The organism is Streptomyces sp. NPDC001709, assembly GCF_053596375.1.
Genome location: NZ_JBSFGB010000001.1, coordinates 572,186 through 596,697, shown reverse-complemented (window position 1 = coordinate 596,697; position 24,512 = coordinate 572,186). Strand labels below are relative to the sequence as shown.

At 72.0% G+C, this 24,512-nt stretch carries 16 protein-coding genes; 9 read left to right on the top strand and 7 right to left on the bottom strand.

The annotated features are described in order from the left end of the window. Nucleotides 1–18 precede the first annotated feature (18 nt). From ACWC0C_RS02890 to ACWC0C_RS02880, 3 genes are all read right to left on the bottom strand, one after another. Nucleotides 19–1,545, bottom strand: a complete 1,527-nt coding sequence (locus tag ACWC0C_RS02890; protein ID WP_450861095.1) for a DUF5719 family protein — start codon at nt 1,543–1,545, stop codon at nt 19–21. After that, on the bottom strand, nt 1,542–5,222 hold the full coding sequence (locus ACWC0C_RS02885; RefSeq protein ID WP_450861093.1) for a glycosyltransferase: 3,681 nt from the start codon (nt 5,220–5,222) through the stop codon (nt 1,542–1,544). Before ACWC0C_RS02885 ends, ACWC0C_RS02890 begins: the two co-directional genes overlap by 4 nt. 181 nt (nt 5,223–5,403) lie before the next feature. Further along, complete coding sequence (locus ACWC0C_RS02880; RefSeq protein WP_003975777.1) at nt 5,404–5,667, bottom strand: WhiB family transcriptional regulator; 264 nt, start codon at nt 5,665–5,667, stop codon at nt 5,404–5,406. Nucleotides 5,668–6,298: 631 nt separating this feature from the next. Between ACWC0C_RS02880 and ACWC0C_RS02875 the strand changes: the two genes are divergently transcribed. From ACWC0C_RS02875 to ACWC0C_RS02860, 4 genes are all read left to right on the top strand, one after another. Then, nucleotides 6,299–6,817, top strand: a complete 519-nt coding sequence (locus ACWC0C_RS02875) for a cysteine dioxygenase (RefSeq protein ID WP_450861091.1) — start codon at nt 6,299–6,301, stop codon at nt 6,815–6,817. An 83-nt stretch (nt 6,818–6,900) separates the two neighbouring features. Continuing rightward, nucleotides 6,901–7,860 (top strand): 2-phospho-L-lactate transferase, encoded by a 960-nt coding sequence (cofD, locus tag ACWC0C_RS02870; RefSeq protein WP_449197485.1) that lies wholly within the window; start codon nt 6,901–6,903, stop codon nt 7,858–7,860. Nucleotides 7,861–8,129: 269 nt separating this feature from the next. Next, the gene (locus tag ACWC0C_RS02865) at nt 8,130–9,449 is read left to right on the top strand and encodes a coenzyme F420-0:L-glutamate ligase (RefSeq protein ID WP_450861147.1); all 1,320 of its coding nucleotides are present in this window, start codon (nt 8,130–8,132) and stop codon (nt 9,447–9,449) included. 119 nt (nt 9,450–9,568) lie between these two features. Further along, nucleotides 9,569–10,591: a DNA-3-methyladenine glycosylase family protein gene (locus tag ACWC0C_RS02860; protein WP_450861089.1), complete on the top strand. Its 1,023-nt coding sequence runs from the start codon at nt 9,569–9,571 to the stop codon at nt 10,589–10,591. Between the two features lie 456 nt (nt 10,592–11,047). Here the strand turns inward: ACWC0C_RS02860 and ACWC0C_RS02855 are convergent, their stop codons facing one another. Together ACWC0C_RS02855 and ACWC0C_RS02850 are read right to left on the bottom strand one after the other, a co-directional pair. Beyond that, nucleotides 11,048–12,130: a sugar phosphate nucleotidyltransferase gene (locus ACWC0C_RS02855; protein ID WP_449197482.1), complete on the bottom strand. Its 1,083-nt coding sequence runs from the start codon at nt 12,128–12,130 to the stop codon at nt 11,048–11,050. A gap of 196 nt (nt 12,131–12,326) precedes the next feature. Beyond that, complete coding sequence (locus ACWC0C_RS02850) at nt 12,327–14,021, bottom strand: peptidoglycan recognition protein family protein (RefSeq protein WP_450861087.1); 1,695 nt, start codon at nt 14,019–14,021, stop codon at nt 12,327–12,329. Between the two features lie 128 nt (nt 14,022–14,149). Between ACWC0C_RS02850 and ACWC0C_RS02845 the strand changes: the two genes are divergently transcribed. From ACWC0C_RS02845 to ACWC0C_RS02830, 4 genes are all read left to right on the top strand, one after another. Continuing rightward, nucleotides 14,150–14,905, top strand: coding sequence for a TIGR03089 family protein (locus tag ACWC0C_RS02845; protein WP_450861085.1), 756 nt, complete (start codon nt 14,150–14,152; stop codon nt 14,903–14,905). A 120-nt stretch (nt 14,906–15,025) separates the two neighbouring features. Continuing rightward, nucleotides 15,026–16,180: an LCP family protein gene (locus tag ACWC0C_RS02840; protein WP_449197479.1), complete on the top strand. Its 1,155-nt coding sequence runs from the start codon at nt 15,026–15,028 to the stop codon at nt 16,178–16,180. Nucleotides 16,181–16,414: 234 nt separating this feature from the next. After that, nucleotides 16,415–18,172, top strand: a complete 1,758-nt coding sequence (locus ACWC0C_RS02835) for an LCP family protein (RefSeq protein WP_450861145.1) — start codon at nt 16,415–16,417, stop codon at nt 18,170–18,172. A 130-nt stretch (nt 18,173–18,302) separates the two neighbouring features. Beyond that, nucleotides 18,303–19,904 carry an LCP family protein gene (locus tag ACWC0C_RS02830; protein WP_450861143.1) on the top strand — a complete coding sequence of 534 codons (1,602 nt, stop codon included), beginning with the start codon at nt 18,303–18,305 and terminating at the stop codon, nt 19,902–19,904. 39 nt (nt 19,905–19,943) lie between these two features. On the opposite strand, the gene ACWC0C_RS02825 is transcribed toward ACWC0C_RS02830, so the two are convergent. Beyond that, a complete protein-coding gene (locus ACWC0C_RS02825; RefSeq protein WP_449197478.1) occupies nt 19,944–20,969 on the bottom strand; it encodes a glycosyltransferase family 2 protein in 1,026 nt (341 codons plus the stop codon). 128 nt (nt 20,970–21,097) lie between these two features. Here ACWC0C_RS02825 and ACWC0C_RS02820 point away from each other — a divergent pair, with 128 nt between their 5' ends. Then, entirely contained in the window at nt 21,098–22,600 is a 1,503-nt protein-coding gene (locus ACWC0C_RS02820; RefSeq protein ID WP_450861082.1) for an LCP family protein, read from the top strand. 141 nt (nt 22,601–22,741) lie between these two features. Here the strand turns inward: ACWC0C_RS02820 and ACWC0C_RS02815 are convergent, their stop codons facing one another. Next, nucleotides 22,742–24,448, bottom strand: a complete 1,707-nt coding sequence (locus tag ACWC0C_RS02815) for an LCP family protein (RefSeq protein WP_450861080.1) — start codon at nt 24,446–24,448, stop codon at nt 22,742–22,744. Nucleotides 24,449–24,512 lie beyond the last annotated feature (64 nt).

Sequence of the window (24,512 nt, the reverse complement as noted above, 5' to 3'; positions counted from 1 at the left end):
CCGCACCGGCGGCATCCGTCACTTCTGCAGGACCGACAGGTCCTGTGTCGTCTTTGGTACCGGGACCATTCCCCGGTCGTTCGGCAAGGTCTGGATCGTGAAGCCGGGGACTCCGGATTCGGTGGCGGAGAGGGTGCGGGAGGCGTAGACCGGGCCGCCGGAGACGGTTTCCACGGTGAGGGCGTAGGTGCCCTTCAGGGCGGAGGGAACGGGGAACGCGACGTTCTCGGTGGTGCCGGACTTGATCGTGTACGTCTTCGTCACCGCCGTACCGCCCTCGCTGCCCGCCGAGGCGGTGACCTTGACCGTGGCGGTGGCGGTGGGCGCGGTCAGGGCGAGGGTCGTGCCCTTGGCGCTGTTGTCGGCCGAGGTCGCGCGGGGGCCGACGGGGGCGGTGGCCGGGATGAAGGCCGTTTCTTGTTTGTCGCCGTTGCCTCGGACGACGCGGAGGGCCGCCACGACCGGAACCGACTGATCCGTGGGGGTCAGGACCAGGGAGCCCGCCTCGCCTCTGGTCACGGCGCCGAGGTCGGCCGTGGTCGTCATGCCCGACTTCACGTGCAGGGTCTCGTTGCCCGCCGGGGTGATCAGGCCGTCCGGTGAGGCCAGGCGGACCTTGAGATCGGCGTCGTCGCCGCCGGGGGTGAAGGCGATCAGGCGGACGTCCGTGGCGTCCTTCGGGATGCCGGGCAGGACCAGGCTGCCGGCCGGGTCGGCGGCCGCGGCCAGCCAGTCGCCGCCCGTCTTGTCGTCCAGGGCCTGCACGGACGCGCCGACCCGGCCACTGCGCACGCTGACATGCAAGGTCAGGTCGGCCTGCCGGGCGTCGGTGAGCGTGGAGAGCAGGATCGGCTTGCTCGCGTGCGGCGGAACGGTGAGGTTCTCCCCCAGGGGCGACTTGATCGCACCGTCCTTGCCGTACAGCTCGATGTCGACGACCGCGGCGGAGTCGTCGGGGTTGGTCAGGTGGACGTAATCGGTCCGGCCGGCGGCCGTGCTGGCGCCCGGGAACCAGAAGTCGGTGTCCGAGGCCGTGCAGTTGACGCCCTGGAGGCCACGCCCGGTGCCGGCGGCGACCTCGGTGGTCTCCTGGACGGTCCAGCCGGGTGCGAACCTCCCGTCGGCGGTGCCGATGAGCGCGGGCCCGTCGGCGCCGGAGGTGTCGCCGGTGACCGGTGTGCCCGGCGCCTTCGGGGTGAGCACCGGCCGGCTCGCCGTCTTCTTCCCGCCCTTGGATCCCTTCGAGCCCTTGCCCGCCTGGGTGCTGCCCGTGCCGTCCGCCGAGTCCTCACCGGCTGCCTGGAGTTGGGCCTTGCCGCTGTTCGCCGTGCCCTGGGTGACGGGTGTGAACGACGTGTACGACGTGTCGGCGATGTCCGAGATGCTCGGTGCCGGGCACAGCAGGCTCGTGCGCTCCACCGGGAGGTTCGCGGCCGCCTTGGGGGCGGCGGCGCCGGACGCCGAGGGGCCGTCGAACGCGGCGAACGCGGTGACGGCGGCCAGCCCGGTGGTGGCGGCGATCAGGGACAGGGTGGTGCGCTTCACTGCTGGCTCCCGTCGGGGTGCTCGCTGCCGGTGCCGTGGGGGTGCTGGGCCGGGTCGTAACCCTGCTGGGCGGGGTCGTACGCCGGGTCGTAGCCCTGCTGGTAGGCCGTCGGGTCGTACGGCATCTGGTCGGCCGTACCGCTGTAGGCGTACGGGTCGTACTGGCCCTGGCCCGTCTGGTACGGGTCGGCGGCCGGGTACGCCTGCTGGTCGTAGCCGGAGGGCGGGTACTGGCCGCCGTTGTCGAACTGGTCCGTTCCGTAGGCCGCGTATCCGGTGTTCGCGTAGGAGGCCTGGTCCCAGCCGTCGTAGGACTGCTGGTGGGGTACGGCGGCCGGGGGCTGCGTCGGCTGGGGCGGTGCCGCGGGCTGCTCGTCGGCGGGCTGCTCCTCGGTGGCCTGTTCCTCGGCCTGGGCGCGCAGACGGCGGGCGCGGCGGCCCTCGCCGGCGGTGGCCTGGGCGGGCAGCGGCTCCTCCTCGGGCAGGTCGTCGTCGACGTCGCGGCGGCGGCCGGGCAGGGCGAGGACGACCAGGACGACGGCGAGCGCGCCCTGGGCCCACAGCCAGGCGGTGTGGGTGATCGGATCGTCGTAGGTGACGTCCAGCCTTCCGCCGCCGGAGGGCAGTTGGAAGCCCTGGGCCCAGCCGTCGACCGTGGTGCGGGTGAGCGGCTTGCCGTCGAGGGTGGCCGTCCAGCCGTCGGAGGCGGTGTCGGCCAGGCGCAGGACGCGGTTGCCCGAGCCGGCCGGGATGGTCGTGTGGATCTCCACCGGTCCGGCGCTCACCGGCCGGGCGGTGCCCGAGCCGTCGGCGGGGACGATCGTGGCGCGGGAGACCTCCTGGTCGACGCGCCACAGGGCGCTGCCGTTCTGCTGGCTGAGCCGGCTCAGGCCGGGGGTGGTGTCGAGGACGCGGGTGATGTCGCGGGGCGCGCCCTTGTGGACGAGGACGTAGCGCACGGCGAAGCCGCCGAGTTCGTCGGCCTGGTCGGCGCCGGAGCCGGCGACGAGGTTGGCGACGACCTTGTCCAGCCGGGTGTTCTGGCCGTCGGCGGCGCTGGCCTCGGCGTCGCCCATGCGGGCGCCGGAGCCGCGGACCAGGGTGTAGCGCACGCGCGCGGTGGAGTCGCTGTCCAGGATCAGGGTGCGGGCCCGGTCGCCGGTGGTGGAGTCCTCGGCGACGAACGCGGGCACCTGGGTCGGGTCGCGGCGCTCCAGAGGGCCGTCGGCGCCGCGGATCATCCAGCCGGCGGCGACGAGCAGCGGGCCCGCGGCCGAGGCGAAGGCGATCAGGGCGGCGACGGGCTGGCGCCAGCCGAAGCTCTGCTCGGCCACGCGGGCGCGTGCACCGTCGGCGCCGAGGGCCGCGGCGGCCAGCAGCGCGATGCCGTAGACGAGGGTGGCGGGTCCGGCCCAGGCGGACCGGTTGGACAGGACGGCGAAGACGAGGCCCAGCAGGGCGACCGCCCAGGCGGTGCGGATGCCGAGCTGCCGCTCGGAGCGCAGCAGCGCGCCGAGGGCGGCGAACACGATGCCGATGAGCATCAGGCCCTGCACGGTGCCGGGGCCGCCGGGGCTGGCGCCGAGCAGGTCGAGCGCGGAGGCGGCCGAGGGGCCGTAGGCCAGGCCGGCTTCCTTGAAGAAGCCGGTCGGCAGCAGGGTCAGCGACCAGGGGGCGAGGACCAGCAGCGGGGTGCCGAGCTGGGCGAGGAAGCGCAGGGCGTGGGCGACGAGGTCGCCGCGGCGCAGGACGAGCACGCCGATGCCGAGCAGCAGCGCGATGGGCCAGACGATCGGCGTGAAGGCGGTGGTGATGGTCAGCAGCAGTGCGTACGCCCAGGTGGCGCGCCAACTGCCGCGCGCGCCGGAGCGGTTCGCGAGGCCGCTCGCGGCGATGCCCGCGCGCGCGATGAGCGGCAGCAGCACGGCGAGGACGGCGGTGCCGATGCGGCCGCCGGCCAGGGCGCCGGTGGTGGCGGGCAGGAAGGCGTAGGCGATGGCCGCCCAGGCGCGCAGCAGGCGGGAGGTGACGAGCGGCCTGGAGGCGAAGTAGGCGGTGAATCCGGCGAGCGGTACCGAGGCGACCAGCAGGACGGTGACGGCGAGTCCGGTGGAACCGAACAGGAGCGTGGCGAGGGTCGCGACGATCGCGAGGTAGGGCGGGGCGGGCGGGGTGCCGCCCGCCCCGACCGGATGCCAGGAGTCGGCGAACCGGGACCACAGCTCGCCTGCGCCGGCCGGGGCGGACAGCAGGGCGCCGCCCGCGAGCGCACCGCCGCCGAGCAGGGCGCGGCAGGCGATCAGGGACATGAGCAGCAGGGCGAGGAAGAGCACGGGGCCGGGCTTGCGGGCGATCCGCTTGAGCCGGGCGAACTGTTCTATCTCAAGGAATTCGTCGTCGTCGCCGCCGGGCCCGGACTCCACGGCGCCGCCGTGCCGGCCGGCCGAGGCGGTGTCGGCGTCGGAGCCGCTGCTGAAGTTGGCGGTGAGCTGTTCCACGGTGGCGCGGATGGTGGCGCCGGGCGGCGGGAAGAGCCGGCGCAGTTCCGCCTTGTCGATCTGCGAGGGACCGCGGCGGCGCCGCGCGGCGAAGATCCTGCCCGGGCGCAGCAGGGTGGCGAGCAGGCCGCGGATCTCGTCGACGGCCTGGCCGGGGACCTTGCCGACGAGATAGGCGATGGTCCTCAGGACGGTGCCGAAAACGAGCCGCAGCAGCGCCCAGGGCAGCGCGCCGCCGCGGGTGTTGACGAGCAGGGTGTAGACGGCGCCGGCCTTGTCGACCTTGTGCGGGGAGGCGGCCGTGCGGCCCACGCAGTCGACGGTGCGGCGCTCGCGGGAGGCGGCTTCGGCGTGCCGTACGACGGCGTCGGGGGCGATCAGGACGCGGTGGCCGGCGGTGTGGGCGCGCCAGCACAGGTCGACGTCGTCGCGCATCAGGGGCAGCCGGCGGTCGAAGCCGCCGAGCTGTTCGAAGACGTCGCGGCGGATGAGCATGCCGGCGGTGGAGACGGACAGCACGGTGCGCACGTGGTCGTGCTGGCCCTGGTCCTGTTCGCGGCGGTCCAGGCCGGTCCAGCGGCGGCCGGAGTTGGCGATGGAGACGCCGACCTCCAGCAGCTGCCGGCGGTCGTACCAGCCGCGGAGCTTGGGGCCGACGACCGCCACGTCGGTGCGGCCCAGTTCCAGTTCGTTGTCGACGACCCGCAGCAGCTCGGCGAGGGCGTCGGGTTCGGGGGCGCAGTCGTCGTGCAGCAGCCAGAGCCACTGGATGGGCTCGCCGTGCGGCAGTTCGGGCATGTCGTAGGCGTCGTCGCGCCACGAGCGCGTGACGGGGTCCCAGCCGCTGGGGCGCTTGAGGTACGGCAGCTCTTCCGGGGTGAGGACCGGGGCGGTGCGGCTCGCCTCCTCGACGGCCTGGCCGAAGCCGGTGCGGCGGGCCAGGTGCAGCACGTTGGCATCGCCGAGGGCGTCGGTGAGCTGCCGTGCGGAGTCGTCCGCGCTGCCGGTGTCGGCGGCCACCGCGTACTGCACGGGCCGCTCCTGGCCGAGCAGCCCGGCGAGGGCGTCGGGCAGCCAGCGGGCGCCGTCGTGGGAGACGAGGACCGCGGTCACCACGTGACGCGGGAACTCAGGTGTTACGGCGCCGTCTTGGACTGCCGTATGGCTGTGCACGGACATCGAGGTACGGGCCCCGGTTCGATGGACTGCGGTGGACGCCTGTGCCCGCTCGGGTGCCGAGGGGACAGCGGGACGTCTCGGACGAGCGACCACACTATCGGCTGGCCATGACGACGGCCCGCCGCCTGTGGATAACCCATGGGCGACGGGCCGTTCGTGACGATTTGGGTTGGATGTGCGGTCAGACGGCGGCCTTCTTCAGCCGGCGGCGCTCCCGCTCGGACAGGCCGCCCCAGATGCCGAATCGCTCGTCGTTGGCGAGGGCGTACTCGAGGCATTCGGAGCGGACCTCGCAGGCGAGGCAGACCTTCTTCGCCTCTCTGGTGGAGCCGCCCTTCTCGGGGAAGAAGGACTCGGGGTCGGTCTGGGCGCACAGCGCGCGCTCCTGCCAGCCGAGTTCCTCGTCCGCGTCGTCGACCAGCAGTTGCTGCACCAGCTCGGTCATGTGCGCCCCTCGTCTGTCTTTCGCGTCCCCGTGCGTTGCCGTTACCGATTTCGGCTGAACGACACGAGTGAAATTACAAGTGTGCTGCTCCGGGCGAGTCAAGCCGAGATCTGCTATTGAGCCCGTTATTCACTCTGCGGAACCAAGGCCGTGCGGAAAGTGTTCAAATCGGCATAAACCTTGGCACGCAGCGGAGGGCCCGAGGGGGGCCGGTCAAACCCCGTACAGCCCTCTGTACGAAGAAGGACGTCCCCGCGTTCGATCGCGTTGCACGAGGCTTGAGCGCTCGGATGTGCGCCATGTGTCCCGGGGTCCGGGTGAACAAACCTTTCGCCTCGCAGATGAACCGGATGAGGTGAAACGTGTCCCACATATCGGGCGCCGAGTTGACAGCTCAGGTGTGACCCGGTGTCCTAGTGGGCATGCTCGCGAACTTGGCACTCACCTCGACCCGCACCGCCGGGTCCCACGGTGCTGCCCGGTCCCGCTGTAGCTGTTGTCGCTGTTCCAGCTGTTGAGCCTGCCTCCCGCTCCAGCCGTCGCCGAGTCCTCCCAGCCGACTCGGTCGCTTCCTTTCCCGCAGCACTCTCTCTTCCGGGCCCCACTCTTCCGCCGAGGAACCACGCACCCGATGAACAGCGACAACGACCTCCAGATCGCCGGCGACATCCTCGAAGTCCCGCACCTGCTCCAGCCGCCGCGCGAGCACCCGGCCACCGTCGCCGAGTTCGTGGGCCTCGCCCGCTCGATCGCCGCCGACCGCTCCCAGTGGGCGCACCTCGTCCGCTACGACACGACCACCCGCTGGTACCACCGGCTGCGTACCGGCCCCGGCTACGAGGTGTGGCTGCTGTCCTGGGTTCCGGGGCAGGGCAGCGGGCTGCACGACCACGGCCGCTCCTCCGGTGTCCTCACCGTGCTGGAGGGCACCCTCACCGAGCGCACCGAGCGCGGCACGCGCGCGTTGGCGGCGGGGGCACAGCGGGTGTTCGCGCCGGGCTATGTCCACGCGGTCGTCAACGACACCCTGGAGCCGGCGGTCAGCCTGCACGTGTACTACCCGGGCCTGACCGAGATGCCGATGCACACCTCCGCCACCTGCGAGGCGCGCACCGAGCCGCGCACCGAGCCGCGTCCGGTGACGGCGTGACCGCGTGACTGCCTGAAACCCGATGGGTCGGCGTCCGGCGACTGCCTGACGCGTTGTCGTACCCGCCTGCAAGACTGGTCCTCATGCGCATTGTGGTTCTGGCAGGCGGCATCGGTGGTGCCCGTTTCCTGCGCGGTCTGAAGCGGGCCGTGCCGGACGCGGACGTCACGGTGATCGGCAACACCGGCGACGACATCCACCTCTTCGGGCTGAAGGTCTGCCCGGACCTGGACACGGTGATGTACACGCTGGGCGGCGGCATCAACGAGGAGCAGGGCTGGGGGCGGGCCGACGAGACCTTCCACCTCAAAGAGGAACTCGCGGCCTACGGGGTGGGGCCGGACTGGTTCGGCCTCGGCGACCGGGACTTCGCCACGCACATCGTGCGCACGCAGATGCTCGGTGCGGGGTATCCGCTCAGCGCCGTCACCGAGGCGCTGTGCGACCGCTGGAAGCCGGGCGTGAAGCTGATCCCGATGACCGACGACCGCGTGGAGACCCACGTGGCCGTCGAGGTCGACGGCGAGCGCAAGGCCGTCCACTTCCAGGAGTACTGGGTACGGCTGCGGGCCTCGGTCCCGGCGGAGGCGGTCGTACCGGTCGGCGCCGAGCAGGCCAAGCCGGCGCCGGGCGTGCTGGAGGCCATCGCCGAGGCGGACGTCATCCTCTTCCCGCCGTCCAACCCCGTCGTCTCCATCGGCACCATCCTCGCCGTGCCCGGCATCCGGGAGGCGATCGCGGACGCGGGTGTACCCGTGATCGGCCTGTCCCCCATCGTCGGGGACGCGCCCGTGCGCGGCATGGCCGACAAGGTGCTCGCCGCGGTCGGCGTGGAGTCCACGGCCGCGGCGGTCGCCGAGCACTACGGCTCCGGTCTGCTGGACGGCTGGCTGGTCGACACCGTGGACGCGGCCGCCGTCGAGCGGGTCGAGGCGGACGGGATCCGCTGCCGGGCCGTACCGCTGATGATGACCGACGCCGACGCGACCGCGCAGATGGCACGCGAGGCGCTGGCGCTGGCCGAGGAGGTGCGGGAAGCGTGAGCACGGCGGCGTCCGGTGGGGGCACCGGGGCGGCAGGGGCCGGGGGATCGGGCGCCGGGGCAGCGGCGCCCGCAGGAGCGGGCGCCGAGGTAACAGGGCCCGTAGGAACGGCCGCCGAGGCAGTAGGGCTGCGGGCAGCCGGGGGCGAGGCAGTAGCCGACGTGACCGGGACCGACTCCGCGGGGACCGACTCCGTGGGAACGGCCGGAGCCGATGTGGCCGGGGCGGGGGCGGCTGCCGTGTGGACCGCCGGTGAGGCCGGAGCCGATGTGGCCGGGGCGGGGGGCTGTGGGGGTGCTGGGTTTTGGGTCTGGGCTCTGGGGGGGATTCCGGAGGTGCAGGCCGGGGACGACCTTGCCAAGCTGATCGCCGGGGCCGAGCCGGGGCTGGCCGATGGGGACGTGCTGATCGTCACCTCCAAGATCGTCTCCAAGGCGGAGGGCCGGATCGTCCAGGCGGCCGACCGGGAGGCGGCCATCGACGCCGAGTCGGTCCGGGTCGTGGCCCGGCGCGGCACGCTGCGCATCGTGGAGAACCGGCAGGGCCTGGTCATGGCCGCCGCCGGGGTCGACGCCTCCAACACTCCCGCGGGCACCGTGCTGTTGCTGCCCGAGGACCCCGACGCGTCCGCGCGGGCGATCCGCGCGGGACTGCGCGAGGCTCTCGGCGTGGACGTCGGTGTCGTCGTCACCGACACCTTCGGCCGGCCCTGGCGCTCGGGGCTCACGGATGTGGCGATCGGCGCCGCCGGGGTGCGCGTGCTGGACGATCTGCGCGGGGGCACGGACGCGTACGGCAATCCGCTCCACGCGACGATCGTGGCCACGGCGGACGAACTGGCCGCCGCCGGCGACCTGGTGAAGGGCAAGGCGGCCGGCCGGCCGGTGGCGGTGGTGCGCGGACTGCCGCACGTAGTGGACCCCGAGGACGGCGAGGGCGCGCGGGCCCTGGTGCGGACCGCGCGGGACGACATGTTCCGGCTCGGCACCTCCGAGGCGGTCCGGGAGGCGGTGACCCAGCGCCGTACGGTCCGGTCCTTCACCGACCAGCCGGTGGACCCCGGCGCGGTACGGCGAGCGGTGGCGGCGGCGGTGACCGCACCGGCCCCGCACCACACCACGCCCTGGCGGTTCGTGCTGCTGGAGTCGGCGGAGTCCCGGATCCGGCTGCTGGACGCGATGCGCGACGCGTGGATCGCCGACCTGCGGCGGGACGGCAAGAGCGAGGAGTCCATCGCGAAGCGGGTGCGGCGCGGGGATGTGCTGCGCAACGCCCCGTACCTGGTCGTGCCGTGCCTCGTCATGGACGGCTCGCACCACTACGGGGACCCGCGGCGGGACGGCGCCGAGCGGGAGATGTTCGTCGTCGCGATGGGCGCGGGCGTGCAGAACCTGCTGGTCGCGCTGGCCGGGGAGCGGCTGGGCTCGGCGTGGGTGTCGTCCACGATGTTCTGCCGGGACGTGGTGCGCGAGGTGCTCGCGCTGCCCGCGGACTGGGAGCCGATGGGCGCGGTGGCGGTCGGGCATCCGGCCGAGGAGCCGGGGCCGCGGCCGGATCGGGACGCCGGGGCGTTCGTCGAGGTGCGGTGAGTTCCCGGGGCGAGTTCCGTACGGGTCCCTTCAGGAACACCTAGTCTCGTAGGACGGCAACGGCTTCCCTCAGGACCTCGTCCAGGACCTCGTCCAGGGCCTCATTTAGGAACTCATTCGTGGCAGGACGTTTCGCTCAGCGGCCCACGCGTACGACCGTGCGCGGCGGCCATGCCGGCGTGCCCGCGCGCGGGGCGGTGGGGCTACCGCGGCAGGCGGCGGCGCCGGTGCGGGTACGGCGGTGGGTGCCGGAGGGACCGCTCGATCTCGGGCTGGTGCTCGGACCGCTGCGGCGCGGGCCCGCGGACCCCACCTTCCGGGCCACCGCGGACGGATCCGTGTGGCGGGCCAGCCGTACGCCCGCCGGGCCGGGCACGCTGCGGGTGCGGGAGTACGGCGGTGAGGTGCTCGGTGAGGCGTGGGGGCCGGGGGCGGAGTGGCTGCTGGACCGGTTGCCCGAGTGGCTCGGCGCGGCCGACGAGCCGGAGGCGTTCGTGCCCCGGCACCGGGTGGTGGCCTCGGCCCGGCATCGGCGGCCGGGCCTGCGGCTGACGCGGACCGGACTGGTGCTGGAGTCCTTGATCCCGTCGGTGCTGGAGCAGAAGGTCACGACCGACGAGGCGTATCGGGCTTGGCGGCTGCTGGTGCGGAGGTTCGGGGAGCCTGCGCCGGGGCCTGCGGGGGCGGGCGAGCGGCCGATGTTCGTGATGCCCGCGGCACGGAGCTGGGCGCTGATTCCCTCCTGGGAGTGGCATCGGGCCGGGGTCGACGACAAGCGGGCGTCGACGATTCTGCGGGCCGTGCGGGTCGCTGCGCGGCTGGAGCAGGCGGTGGGGATGCCGGCGGTCGAGGCTCAGGCGCGGTTGGAGGTCGTGCCGGGGGTGGGGCCGTGGACGTCGGCGGAGGTGGTGCAGCGGAGTCATGGGGCGGCGGATGCGGTGACGGTCGGGGACCTGCATCTGCCGGGGATCGTGGGGTGGGCGTTGGCGGGGGATCGTGATGCCGACGACGCGGTGATGCTGCGCTTGCTGGAGCCGTATGCCGGGCAGCGGCATCGGGCGGTGCGGTTGATTCTGTTGAGCGGGCGGGTTCCGGCTCGGCGGGCGCCGAAGATGCCTCGGGTGGACATCGGGTTGCTTTGAGGGTGGCCTGTGCTGTGGCTGGGCAACGGGGTGTTGTGCTTGGTCGCGCTGGCGGGGTGCGCGGTGCTGCCGCCGGCCAACGGGGTGTCTCGCTCGCCCGCGCTGGCGGGGTGCCGCTGCGCCCACCCGTGCCGCCCCTAGCGGCACGACTGCCCGCAGCTGGGGCGGCATGACAACCGCTGCACGGGTGGGCGCCGCCCCAACCACACGACCACCCGCAGCAGCTAGGCCGGTACGACGGCCGCTGCCGGGTGGGCGCCGCCCCAGCCGCACTACTGCCCGCAGCCACGCGGCTGCGGCGGCGCTTGGTCGGCGGTGCTGCGACCCCCTAGGGGCGCGGGGAACTGCGCGATCGGCTGCGACGTGTCCGCGGACGAAGTGCTGGCAGGGGGACCGGAACAAGGGGGTCTGGGGGCGCAGCCCCCATGACGGGCGGCGTCCCCAGGGGGCCCACGGCTACTGGTCGGAGGAGAACCGCACCGACCCCGCCGGGATACGCGCATCGCACCACACGCGTACTCCCTCGCGGAGCTCGTTGTCGGCGCCGATGATCGCGCCGTCGCCGATGACCGTGCCGGTGAGGACGGTGCGTTCGCCGACGCGGGCCCTCGTGCCGATGAGGGAGTCGGTGATGACGGCGCCGGGCTCGATGACGGCGCCGGGGAGGATCGTGGAACCGAAGACCCGCGCGCCCTCGGCCACGAACGCGCCCTCGCCCACCACCGTGCCGCCGGTCAGCTTGGCGTCCGGGGCGACCGTGGCCGTGGGGAGGACCAGGCGGTCGCCGCAGCGGCCGGGGACCGCCGGGGACGGGGCCCGGCCCAGGACCAGGTCGGCCGAACCGCGGACGAACGCCGCCGGGGTGCCGAGGTCCAGCCAGTACGTGGAGTCGACCATGCCCTGCAGATGGGCGCCCGCCGCGAGGAGGTCGGGGAAGGTCTCGCGCTCCACCGACACCGGGCGGCCCAGCGGGATCGTGTCGATGACCGAGCGGCGGAAGACGTACGCCCCCGCGTTGATCTGGTCGGTGACGATCTCCTCCGGCGTCTGCGGCTTCTCCAGGAAGGCCAGGACGCGACCGGACTCGTCCGTGGGGACCAGGCCGTAGGCACGAGGGTCGGTGACCTTGGTGAGGTGCAACGACACGTCCGCGCCGGTCGACTGGTGGGTGTCGACCAGGGCCCTGATGTCCAGGCCGGTCAGGATGTCGCCGTTGAAGATCAGCACTGGCTCGTCGGGGCCGGAGTGCAGGCGCGAGGCGACGTTGCGGATGGCACCGCCCGTGCCGAGCGGCTCCTCCTCCGTCACGTACTCGATGTGCAGGCCGAGGGAGGAGCCATCGCCGAAGTACGGCTCGAAGACCTCCGCCAGATAGCTGGTGGCGAGGACGATGTGGTCCACGCCGGCCGCCTTGGCGCGCGCCAGCTGGTGCGTGAGGAACGGCACCCCGGCGGCGGGGACCATGGGCTTGGGCGTGTGCACCGTGAGCGGACGCAGCCGGGTGCCTTTGCCGCCGACCAGGAGGATCGCTTCTGTCACCTGTCGTCTCTGCTTCCTGCCGGGATCGACCGAACTACTCGTACCACTCGTATCACTCGTTTCGGCCGGTCAGTGTATGCAGACCGTAGCGGCGGCACCCTTAACCACCGCGCGGTTTCCCACGAGATCGGTGAGAGAACGGTATGAGACCGGCGGGCCCCCCGACGACTGCGCCGAACGCGCACCCCGCTCCACCTCAACGCCCCTGGTAGCGCGCCGCGCTGGAACGGGCCGTACCGAGTTTGGCGTAAAGCCGCTTGCCAGGGCACTCGGTGGCGAATCCGTCCCGGTGGCCGGAGATCACGTTCAGTCGTACGTTCTTACCTTTGGGGTAGAGGTTGCCACCACCTGACGTGAGATATGTCTTTCCGCGCGGGTTGGCCCCGTAGAGCCCGAGCTTCCACGCGGTGAGCCGGGCGATGGCCGTCACCGCCGCACCGGACGGCTTCGTCGCGCCGAAGGTGCCGATCACGGCGATTCCCATGCTGTTGGTGTTGAAGCCGCGGGTGTGCGCGCCGAGGACCGCCTTCGCCACCCCGCCGGCCCGGCCCTCGTAGATGGTTCCGCACTTGTCGACGAGGAAGTTGTAGCCGATGTCCCGCCAGCCCATGCTCTCGACGTGGTAGCGGTAGATACTGCGGACGACGGAGGGGGCCTCGGAGCACGTGTAGTTGTTGCCCGAGGCCGTGTGGTGCACGAAGGCAGCCTTGATCTTCTTCGTGTAGACGAACCCGTCCTGGCGCAGTGACTCGTCCGCGTCCCAGCCGCGGCGGGTGACGATCCGCGGGCGTGGCCCGATGTGCGGCTTGGTCTTCGACGGCCCCTGGAGGCGCACGAGTTCCTGCTCGGTGGCCTGCTTGTCCAGCGCCGGGATCTCCAGGGCGCCGAAGCCGGCGATGTCGGCGTTGGTGTCCGAGGCCGCCCATGCCGCGCCCGCGTGCGCCCCGGTGCCAGGCGCGTCGGCCGTCGCACCATCGCCCCCCGCGCCCTCGCCCCCGGTGCCGTCAACCCCCGCGCTCTCGATCCCGTCACCCTCGGCCCCCGCGCTCCCAGCCGACGCGCTCCCAGCCCCCGCACCCCCGGCTGACGCACCCCCAGACCCCGCGCCCCCCGCCGACGCACCCCCGACCGACGCACCCCCGACCCCCGCGCCCCCAGCCGACGCGCTCCCAGCCCCCGCACCCCCGGCCGACGCACCCCCGGCCGACGCACCCCCAGACCCCGCACCCCCAGCCGACGCACCCCCGACCGACGCGCCGTCAGCCCCCGTACCCCCACCCGACGCGCCGTCAGGCGGCGGCTCCGTGCCGGGGTCGACGAGTTCCAGGCGCAGGCCGGAGGGCAGCGGGGGCCATGGGGGCAGCGGGGACAGCGGTCCGGCCGTACGGCGGCCCGGCGCGCCCGTGCCGTCGGCGCGGACGCGCACGTCCACACCGCCCGACTCACCCACCCACAGGGGCGCGGTCGCCCCGCGCGCCCGCCGCGCGTCCCGCTCCGCGGCGCCCGGGTCGGCACCGTGGTCGGCGGTGTGCGTCTCGACGTCCTGCCAGCCGGACCACTTCCCCGTCACGGCCGACCGGGTACGCACCTGGACCCGGCCGTGCAGTTCGGTGTCCGGGTCGTCCCAGACGACCCCGACCAGCGAGAAGCGCTCACCGTCGGGCCGGTACAGCCCCTGCTCCGGGGCGGTGCCGAGGACCCGTTCGCGGGAGAGGGGGACCAGGGGCAGCGAATGGGTGCGGCCGGGGACGCCCGCCCCGGACGGCCGGGCGGGTACGGCGCCGGCGGGCAGGGCCAGCAGCGGGAGTGCTAGGGCCGCGGTGCAGGCGACACCGATCGAGGAGACGGCGATCGACGGGGCGCCGCTGGACGAAGTCAGGAATCCACGCATGTTCATGATCTTGGACATAGTCATACAAATCTGTCCAACGGTGAACTGACGGACCGTCGGAAGCCGTTCCGCCGAACCGGTGGCCCACCGCACGCTGCGCACACCGGCCCGCGCGTACCCTTTCCTGGGTGAACGCCACCGATCGCACCCCTGCCGACCTGCTGGCTTCCGCGCTCGCCGCGGACCCCGGCCGCCCGCTGGTGACCTTCTACGACGACGCCACGGGCGAACGCGTCGAACTGTCCGTGGCCACCTTCGCCAATTGGGTGGCCAAGACCGCGAATCTCCTTCAGGGCGACCTCGCCGCCGAGCCGGGCGACCGGGTGGCTCTGTTGTTGCCGGCGCACTGGCAGACGGCGGTGTGGCTGCTGGCGTGTTCGTCCGTCGGGGCGATCGCCGATGTGGGCGGGGAACCGTCCGCGGCCGACCTCGTGGTGAGCGGACCGGACTCGCTCGATGCCGCGCGGGCCTGTCGCGGGGAGCGGGTCGCGCTCGCGCTACGGCCGCTGGGCGGGCGATTTGCGCACCCTCCGGCCGGGTTCGCCGACTATGCCGTGGAGGTGCCGGGGCAAGGGGACCGGTTTGTGCCGTTCGCTCCCGTGGACCCCGAGCAGCCCGCGCTGATCGTCGCCGGGCGGGAGTTCAGTGGGGCGGAGGTCGTCGAGCGGGCCCTGGCCGAGGCGCCGGGGCTGGATCTGACGGGGCCGGGGTCGAGGCTGCTGTCCGGGCTGCCGTACGACACGTGGGAAGGGCTCAGCGCGGGGTTGTTCTCGCCGTTGGCCGTCGGGGGGTCCGTGGTGTTGTGCCGGAATCTCGACCGGCTGGGTGAGGAGGGTCTCGCCAAGCGGATCGAGAGCGAGAGGGTGAGCGCGGTGCGCCGCTGAGCGGGGCCGAGTCGCGATTCCCCCGATTGGAGTAGCAAAGGGCGCTTCCGTGGCCCTTCCGCCGCCATGGTCGTAAGAGCAGGACATGACGCTCGTACGCCATGAGGGGGTGCCCCGCCCGTGACCGACACCGTAGGCAAAGGGCTTCGGCGGCGGCGGTGGGTGAAGAAGGCGGCGCTCGGGCTGGCCGTGCTCGTCGTGGCGGCCGCGGGCACCGGCTGGGCCCTCTACGCCAAGCTCAGCAACAACATCACCGCCGACGACGCGGCCGCACGCGAACTGGAACGGTACGAGCGGGAGCGGCCCACCGAGCTGGTGCGGGGCGCGCAGAACATCCTGCTGATCGGGTCCGACACGCGGGCCGGGGACGGCAACAGCGCGTACGGGCGGGATCTGGGCAGCGAGCGGTCGGACACGACGATCCTGCTGCATCTGGCCGCGGACCGGCGCAGCGCCACCGCCGTGTCGCTGCCGAGGGACCTGATGGTGGACATCCCCGGCTGCCGGGAGCCGGACGGCAGCCGGAGCGAGCCGGTGTTCGCGATGTTCAACCACGCCTTCCAGGTGGGCGGTTCGGCGTGCACGATCCGGACCGTCGAGAAGCTGACGGACATTCGGATCGACCATCACGTGGTCGTGGACTTCAGCGGGTTCAAGGAGATGGTGGACGCCGTCGACGGGGTGCAGGTCTGCCTGAAGGAGCCCATAGACGACAAGGCGGCCAGGCTGAAGCTGCCCGCGGGCAAGGTCACGCTCGACGGGGAGCAGGCGCTCGGCTACGTGCGGGCCCGCAAGTCGCTCGGCGACGGCAGCGACACCGAGCGGATGGAACGCCAGCAGCGGTTCCTCGCCGCGCTCGTCGACAAGATGCAGAGCAACGACGTGCTGCTGAACCCGGTGAAGCTGTATCCGGTGCTGGACGCGGCGACCTCCTCGCTGACCACCGATCCGGAACTGGCCAGTCTGCGCGGCTTGTACCAGTTGGTGCGCGGTCTGCGCGACATTCCCACGGAACGGGTGCAGTTCCTGACCGTACCGAGGGAGTCGTACGTCTACGACGCCAATCGTGACCAACTCGTGGAGCCGGAAGCCGAGAAACTCTTCGCGCGGCTGCGGGCCGATCAGCCCGTGGCGGTGGCCCAGAATCCGCCGCAGGAAGCCGCGGGGACGGACGGAAAGGGCGCGCCGTCCCCCGCCCCCCTGCCCGGAAAGGGTGCTCCTTCCCCCGCGCCCACGTTCCGCGGGAACACCGCCGCCGAACACACCTGTGAGTAATGCGCACATCAAGACCCCGAACTTCCGTCCGGGAAATGCGGCGGATTGCCCAGTTGTAGGCAGGTGGAATTTGTCACCGGCGTCGCTCGACGCTGAACTGGGCGGATAGTGTGAGCGATCCGGTGCACCCGGCCGCGAGGTCCGTCCTGGGGCCGTGCACTGATTCACCGAGACCCGAGCGCCTTTGAGGGGGAAGGCGCCGCGTGGCCCCGACGGAGGATTCGGACAATCGTGGTGGACGCGCAAGGCCGTGGGCGGGCGGACAACATCGACCCCGCAGACCAGTGGGTACTCAATCCGAACACCGGCGAATACGAACTGCGACTGAGCCCTTCCGCCCCGCAGTCGTCGGTCCCCGGTCCCCGCAGACCCGCCCCCCGGGCAGGCGGCGGTGCGCCGCGCCGCCGTAAGGACCCGGCGCCCGGCGAGACCCGCGAGGCGCGCCAGGTGCGCGCGGACGACGTACCGCCGCCGCGGTCGGCCCGGCGCCGGGGCACCGAACCGGAGGGCCCGCAGCGCAGGCGGGCGGCCCGCCGGCCGGTGAAGAAGAAGTCGAAGGCCAAGAAGGTGCTCGCGTGGACCGCGGGCAGCACGGCGTTCGTGCTGGTCGCCATCGGCACGGCCGGTTATCTTTACCTCCAGCACCTCGAGGGCAACATCAGCTCGACCGACGTCGGCGACGCGGGCTCCAAGGGCTTCAGCAAGGACGAGGCGTTCAACCTGCTGATCATCGGTACGGACAAACGCACCGGCAAGGGGAACGAGGGCTACGGCGACAAGGGCAGCGTCGGCCACGCGGACACCAACATCCTGCTGCACGTCTCCAAGGACCGGACGAACGCGACGGCGCTCAGCATCCCGCGCGACCTGATCGTGAACGTGCCGGACTGCCCGACGAAGCAGCAGGACGGCAGCACCAAGGTCATCCCGGGCACGGAGAACGTGCGCTTCAACACCAGCCTCGGCCAGGACGGCCGCGACCCGGGCTGCACCATGCGCACCGTCGACGAGGTCACCGGCATCCACGTGGACCACTTCATGATGGCCGACTTCAACGCGGTGAAGACGCTGACGAGCGCGGTGGGCGGCGTCGAGGTGTGCGTCACGCACCCGGTGGACGACAAGGAGTCCCACCTGAAGCTGCCCGCGGGCAAGTCGGTGGTGGAGGGAGAGCAGGCCCTCGCCTTCGTGCGAACCCGGCACAGCTTCGGCAACCAGGGCGACCTGGACCGCATCAAGATCCAGCAGCAGTTCCTGGGCTCCCTGATGCGCAAGATGTCCTCCAGCGACACCCTCACCAACCCGACGAAGCTGGTCGACCTGGCGGAGGCGGCGACCAAGGCGCTGACCGTCGACACCGGTATCGACCGCATCGGCACCCTCAAGGACATGGCGCTGGAGCTGAAGAAGGTGCCGCCCAAGAACATCAGCTTCACCACCGTGCCCGTGATCGACAACCCGGCGGAGAAGGTGCACGCGACGGTCGTCGTCAACCAGACGACGGCGCCCGCGGTGTTCGACGCGATCAAGAACGACGTCTCCTTCACCGAGGTGAAGAGGAAGCAGAAGGCGGCGAAGGACGCGGCGGCAGCGCGTCTGAAGGGCAGCAGGTCCGCGCCCTCCGAGGTGCGGGTGCGGATCCTCAACGGCGGTGCCGACGCGGGCAGCGCACAGGAGACCCTGTCCTGGCTGCAGACCGACAAGGGCGTGCTGAAGTCGGAGAACGCGGGCAACGCACCGGCGGAGCTGAAGAACACCACGCTGGAGTACGCCCCCGACCAGGCCGCCCAGGCACGTGAACTGGCCGCGCTGATGGGGCTGCCCGGTTCGGCGCTCCAGCCCGGCAAGAGCGTGACCAACTCCCAGGGCCTGCCGGCGATGACGCTGACCCTGGGCAAGGACTTCAAGGGCGCGGGGGTCTCGCTGGTCGCCCCCGCGAAGGCGCCGGACGTCGACAAGTCCACGGCCGACAAGGCGAAGTGCGCCTCATAGGTAACCCAACCGGCCCGTCGTGCGTCTAACTGGGCGCGGGACGGGCCCGTTGGTACGCGCAAGGGTGGGGAGGGCAGGAAGTTTGGCGCAGAGTGATGTGCGGGGGCAGGATCCTGCGGTCGACGACACGATGTCGCTCGCACCGCGGGACCGCACGACGTCCGAGGGGTCCGGCCGGCACGGCGGAGGGCGGCGCACAGGCGGTCCGGGGGCCGAGCCGCCACGGCGCAGACGACGCGCCCTGCGCTGGTCGGCGACCGTACTCGCGGTGGTCATACTCGGTACGGCAGGCGCCGGCTACCTGTACTACCAGCACCTGAACGCGAACATCCGCAAGGGTCAGCGCAGCAGCGGGGACGACTCCAGGGCGCAGAAGACACCGGCGAACGCGGCCGGGCAGACGCCGTTGAACATCCTGCTGATCGGCTCGGACAGCCGTAACTCGGCGGAGAACCTGAAGCTCGGCGGCAGCAGGGACAGCGTCGGGGGCCCCCCGAACGCGGACGTGCAGATGCTGATCCACCTCTCCGCGGACCGCAAGAGCGCCGCCATGGTGAGCATCCCCCGCGACACCCGCGTCGACATCCCCAAGTGCACCGACCCGGACACCGGCAAGGTCTACCCGGCCACCAACGACATCATCAACACCACCCTGGCCCGAGGCGGGGCCGGCTGCACGCTGGCCACCTGGGAGAACCTCACCGGGGTCTACATCGACCACTGGATGACGATCGACTTCTCCGGTGTGGTGCGGATGGCGGACGCCATCGGTGGCGTCGACGTCTGTGTGAAGCAGAACGTGTGGGACCACCCGACCCCCGCCCAGCGCGGCGGCTCCGGGCTGAAGCTGACAGCCGGGACCCACCAGGTCAAGGGCGAGCAGGCGCTGCAGTGGCTGCGCACCCGGCACGCCTGGGGCAGCGACCTGATGCGCGCCCGCGCCCAGCACATGTACCTGAACTCGATGATGCGCACGCTGCGGCAGCAGAACATCTTCACCGACACGGGGCGCCTGATGGACCTGGCGGAGGCCGCGACCAAGTCGCTGAAGGTCTCCGAGGAGATCGGCACCGTCAAGAAGCTCTATGACCTGGGCATGGAGATGAAGTCGGTGCCGTCGAACCGCATCACGTCCGTGACGATGCCCAACACCGAGGACCCGCGGGACCCCCGGAACCACGTCGTGCCGGACACGGCCAACGCCGACGCGCTGTGGCAGATGCTCCGCGACGACGTGCCGCTGGACAAGAACGGCACGAAGGCGGAGGTGAAGCAGGTCTCCGACAAGGGAACGGCGGCCAGGACGCCTTCGACGGACCCGAGCCGGCTGGGTGTGCTGGTGCAGAACGCCACGCAGTCCTCGACCGAGGCCGCGGTGCCGCAGCGGGCGCTCGCGATCAGCCAGGTGCTGGAGCGGGCGGGCTACGGCCGGGCGGCGGCCGACACCTCGGGGACGCGGTCCGAGGACAAGACGGTCGTGCAGTACCCAAGCGCGGATCTGCAGGGTGACGCCCAGGCCGTGGCCAAGGCCCTCGGGATCCCGACGAGTTCGGTGAAACAGTCGACCGATGTGTCCGGGGTCACGGTCGTCGTCGGCGCGGACTGGCGTACCGGCGCCTCTTATCCCAAGCCGCCGAAGCCGAAGGCGGGGGATATCCCCCAGGGCGCCGATGCCGTGAACGGCTCGGACACGTCGAAGTGCATGGACGTGTACAAGCCCTATCAGTGGTGACCGGCACCGGGGCCCCGGAGACGGGGCCCCGCCGGATGATCAGGCGCTGAGCACCGCCGGGCGCCGCGACGCGATGACCTTCCGCGCCAGCGACTTCGGGCTGGTCAGAAAGCCCCAGCCCCACGACATGTGCATGGTGGCCAGGGCCACCGGGATCTGCAGCCGGGCCTTCAGGGGCAGCCCCTTGCCCGCCGGGACCGAGCCCGCGACGATCGCCGCCAGATAGCCACCGGGGACGACGAAGCCCCACGGGGTGAGCGCCGCGCCGGCCACGATCCCGGCGGCGATCGCGCACACCGCCGCCGGCGGGGCGAGGTAGCGCAGGTTGATGGAGCCGGAGTGGTAGCGGGCGACGACGTGCCGCCAGCGGCCGTAGTCCTTGTACTGCTTGGCGAGGGCCCGCACGCTCGGCCGCGGCCGGTACGACACCTTCAGCTCGGGCGAGAACCAGATCAGCCCGCCCGCCTCCCTGATCCGGAAGTTCAGCTCCCAGTCCTGGGCGCGGATGAACTCCTCGTTGTAGCCGCCCTGTTGCTCCAGGGCCTCGCGGCGGAAGACACCGAGGTAGACCGTCTCGGCGGGCCCGGCCTCGCCGCCTGTGTGGAAGGCGGCGTTGCCGACACCGATCTTCGAGGTCATCGCGGCGGCGACCGCGTGCTCCCAGTCGTTCTCGCCCTCGGCGTGCATGATGCCGCCGACGTTCATCGCGCCGGTCTCCTCCAGGAGCCGGACGGCGGTGGCGATGTAGTTCGGCGAGAGCATGCCGTGGCCGTCGACGCGGACCACGATCGGGTGCCGGGAGGCCTTGATCGCCGCGTTCAGCGCCGCGGGCGTACGGCCGGTCGGATTCGGGACGGTGTGCACACGCGGGTCGTTACGGACCAGCTCGGCGGCGATCTCGTCCGTGCGGTCCGTGGACGGACCGAGGGCGATGACGACCTCCATCTCGCCGGCGTACTCCTGCGCGAGGATCGCTTGGACGGCCCCCCGTAGATGCCGCTCCTCGTTGAGGACGGGCATGATCACGGAAACAGCGGGGAGTCGCACGTCGGGCTTGGCGTTCATAGGGGCCTCACGTTACCGCGAACGGGGGACACCGGTGCGCGCCGCCGGGGCGTAGGGCCGGGCTGGAGATCGTATCGGCCTACCGTGCTCACGGATCCCACGTACGGCCTCGTCCGGAGGTGTCCCCCTTGACCAGCCCGCCCCGGTCCCCCGCGCGTCCGCAGCGCCGACCGCAGCCGCCCCGCCGTGTGCCGCGCCCGCCCGAGCGGCCGGTGCGGTCCGTACGGCCGCCCCGGCGGCCGCGCTGGGCCATGCGGGCGGTGAGCACGCTGTCCGTCGTGGTGCTCGCCTCAGCCGGGATCGGGCACGCGGTGATCAGCAGCCTGGACGCGGGCATCGCCCGGGTCGACGCCTTCAAGGACATGAAGAACCGGCCCCGCGCGGGCAACGGCACGAACATCCTGCTGGTCGGCACCGACGGCCGCGACCGGATCACCGAGCAGGAGCGGCGGGCGTACCGGCTGGGCGGGGCGCCCTGCCACTGCACGGACACGATGATGATCGTGCACATCTCGGACGACCGGGAGCGGGCCACCGTGGTGAGCCTGCCGCGTGACTCGTACGCCGAGGTGCCCGCGAGCGCCGACCCGGCCACCGGGCAGCAGCACCCGGCGCACCCGATCAGGCTGAACGCCGCCTACTCCGAGGGCGGCCCCCAGGCGACCGTCCGCACGGTCGAGAGCATGACCCATGTGAAGATCGACCACTATCTCGAGGTCGACTTCACCAGCTTCATGAAGACCGTGGACGTCCTCGGCGGGGTGAACATCTGCACGGTCACCCCGCTGAAGGACTCCTACAGCGGGCTCGACCTCACGCCCGGCACGCACACCCTCAACGGCGGGCAGGCACTGCAGTACGTGCGGGCCCGGCACGTCGACGCAACCAGTGACCTGGGCCGGATGAAGCGGCAGCAGCGGTTCCTGGCCGCGCTGATCGAGCGGGCCACCTCCTCCGGGGTGCTGCTGAACCCGATGCGGTTCCGGGACGTGACGCGGGCGGTGCTCGGCTCGGTCCGCGCCGACGAGGGCTTCGGCACCGACGAGCTGCTCGACCTCGGCCGGGCCATGCGGAACTTCACCCCGTCCTCCTCCGAGTTCACCACCGTGCCGATCGCGCAGATGAACTACGACGTCAAGGGCATCGGCTCCACCCTGAAGTGGGACCCGGCCAAGGCGGAGCAGCTCTTCACGGCCCTGCGCGACGACAAACCGCTCACCGTGGACCACCCGCACCACGGCCCCGCCCCGGCACCGGTGACGCCCGTGGAGGTGGATCCGCGGCAGATCCGGGTCCTGGTGGCGAACGGCACCGGCACCATCGGACTCGCCAAGCGGGTCGACGCGGCGCTCGCGGCAACCGGCTTCGCCACGACCCACCTGCCGGTGACGGCCCCCGCCCATGTGCCGCACACCGTCATCTCCTACGACCCCCGCTGGGACGGCTCGGCCCGCTCCCTGGCCGCCGCCCTGCCCGGCGCCGAACTGCGCGCGGTGCCCGGCCAGGGCCCGCTGCTGAGGGTGATCGCCGGGGCGGACTTCAAGGACGTGCACAAGGTCCGCTTCGAGGACCCGGCCCAGCCGCAGCAGACGGTGGTACGCGGCAACGAGGTGACCTGCGCCGGCGGCTAGGGAGCGCACCTCGGCTTCGCTCGCGCGGGAAGCCTCATCGCGGGGCCCCCATCGCGTCGACCTCCTCCGCCTTGCGGTTCCGCCGGACAGGCCCTGGCTCATGCGGTCCGGCGCGTCACCCGCCTCACCCGGCCTGGGCTCTCATGCGGCGCACTTCACCTCGTCGGCCGTCTGCTTCGGGACGTCCGGCGCCTTGGCCGGGCCGGTGAGGGGGATGCCGGCGCCCCGGAAGTCGGCGCCGAGGCGCAGCACGATCGCCGGGAGCCCCTGGTCGTTGGTCTCGCTCTTGCCCTGCTTCAGGGCGGAGGCCGGCAACCCCATGAGGTCGGCCAGCTCGCGGGCCTGGTCCGCCTGGGCGGGGGCGTACTCCAGGGTGGTCGCCGGCTGGTGCGTGCCGGTGTTGCCGAGCTGGCCGGCCTTGGTCACGCCCTTCTCGGTCTGCAGCCAGGCCAGGGTCGTCTGGGCGGAGCCGCCGGGGGCGCCGGCGTTGTAGAGGTCGACGCGGACGTCGCCGGGCGCGGAGCGCGGGCCCTTGAGCCTGGCGGCCTCCTGGGCCTTCTGCTTCTGCTTCACCTCGGTGAAGGAACTGTCGTTCTTGATCACTGAGAAGACCTGCTGAGCAGGTCCCTCGTCTTCGATGACCGTCTTGTGGTGGCGGCCGTCGGCCGGGTTGTCCCGGACAGGCAGGGTGAGGAAGGCGATGTTCTTCGGCGGCACCTTCTTCAGCTCCAGGGCCACGTCCTTGAGCGTGGTGATGTGCCCGATGCCCTTGTCCACGGTGAGTGCCTTGGTCGCCGTCTCCGCGAGGTCCAGCAGCCTGCCCGGGTTGGTCAGCGTGGAGTCGGACTTCATCCTGCGGAACAGGGAGCCGAGGAACTGCTGCTGGGCCTTGATGCGGTCCAGGTCGCTCTGGTTGGTCCAGCTGTGCCGGGTGCGGACGAAGGCCAGCGCCTGCTCGCCCTGGACCTTCGACGGCCCCGCGGGCAGGTCCAGGTGCGACTCCTTGTCCTTCACGGCGTGCTTGAGACATATGTCGACACCGCCGACGGCCGTCGTCAGCGTCTTCACGGCGTTGAAGTCGGCCATCATGAAGTGGTCGACCTTCATGCCCCCGGCGAGCCGTTCCACGGTACGGACCGTGCAGCCGGGGTCGCGGCCCTGCTGGCCGAGGCTCTCGTTGAAGCGGACGCCCTTCGTCCCCGGGATCACCTTGGTCGAGCCGTCGGGCTGCTTGGTCGGGCAGTCCGGTATGTCGGTGATCAGGTCCCGGGGGATGCTGAGCGCGGTCGCGTTCGTCCGGTCCTGGGAGACGTGCAGCAGGATGTCGGTGTCCGCGTGCCCGACGCTGTTCGCGTCGCCGTAGCCCGAGTCGCCCTTGCCCTGCCGTTTGTCGGTGCCGATCACCAGGATGTTGAACGCCTTGTCCTTGCTGAAGGAGTCACTGGTGGCGCCTGCGGTGTCGGTGGTGCTGATGTTGCTGTCGAGGTGCTTGAGGTAGAGGTACCCGCCGACCGCACCGGCCACCACGACGAAGGCGAGCGTGCCGCCAGTCCACAGCAGAATCCTTTTGGCAGTGGACTTCTTGGACTTCTTGGCCTTCTTGGACGTCCGGGCCTTGCCCTCGGCACGACCATGACCACGGCCACGACTACGGCCACGGCCCCCGGCGCCGCGAGGGCCGGGCACCCCGTGCTCCCCCGTGACATCCGGCGCGGACCGGGGCCCCGGCACGGACGGCAGGTCGTCGGACGGGGCCGACCGCAGCTCGTACTCGCCGGTGTGCGGGTTGCGCACCCACTGGTCCGCGGGGTCGAAGTCGTCGCCATGGGCCGAGCCTGAGGTGTTCACGCCATCACAGTATCTGCACAGATCACCGCGAAGGGATGGCCGTGACGTTTGCCACTTCCGTACA

Excerpts from the sequence above, each read along its gene's own strand:
- ACWC0C_RS02885 (WP_450861093.1), bottom strand. The coding sequence starts at position 5,222 with ATGTCCGTGCACAGCCATACGGCAGTCCAAGACGGCGCCGTAACACCT.
- ACWC0C_RS02880 (WP_003975777.1), bottom strand. The coding sequence starts at position 5,667 with ATGACCGAGCTGGTGCAGCAACTGCTGGTCGACGACGCGGACGAGGAA.
- ACWC0C_RS02875 (WP_450861091.1), top strand. The coding sequence starts at position 6,299 with ATGAACAGCGACAACGACCTCCAGATCGCCGGCGACATCCTCGAAGTC.
- cofD (WP_449197485.1), top strand. The coding sequence starts at position 6,901 with ATGCGCATTGTGGTTCTGGCAGGCGGCATCGGTGGTGCCCGTTTCCTG.
- ACWC0C_RS02850 (WP_450861087.1), bottom strand. The coding sequence starts at position 14,021 with ATGCGTGGATTCCTGACTTCGTCCAGCGGCGCCCCGTCGATCGCCGTC.
- ACWC0C_RS02830 (WP_450861143.1), top strand. The coding sequence starts at position 18,303 with ATGTCGCTCGCACCGCGGGACCGCACGACGTCCGAGGGGTCCGGCCGG.
- ACWC0C_RS02825 (WP_449197478.1), bottom strand. The coding sequence starts at position 20,969 with ATGAACGCCAAGCCCGACGTGCGACTCCCCGCTGTTTCCGTGATCATG.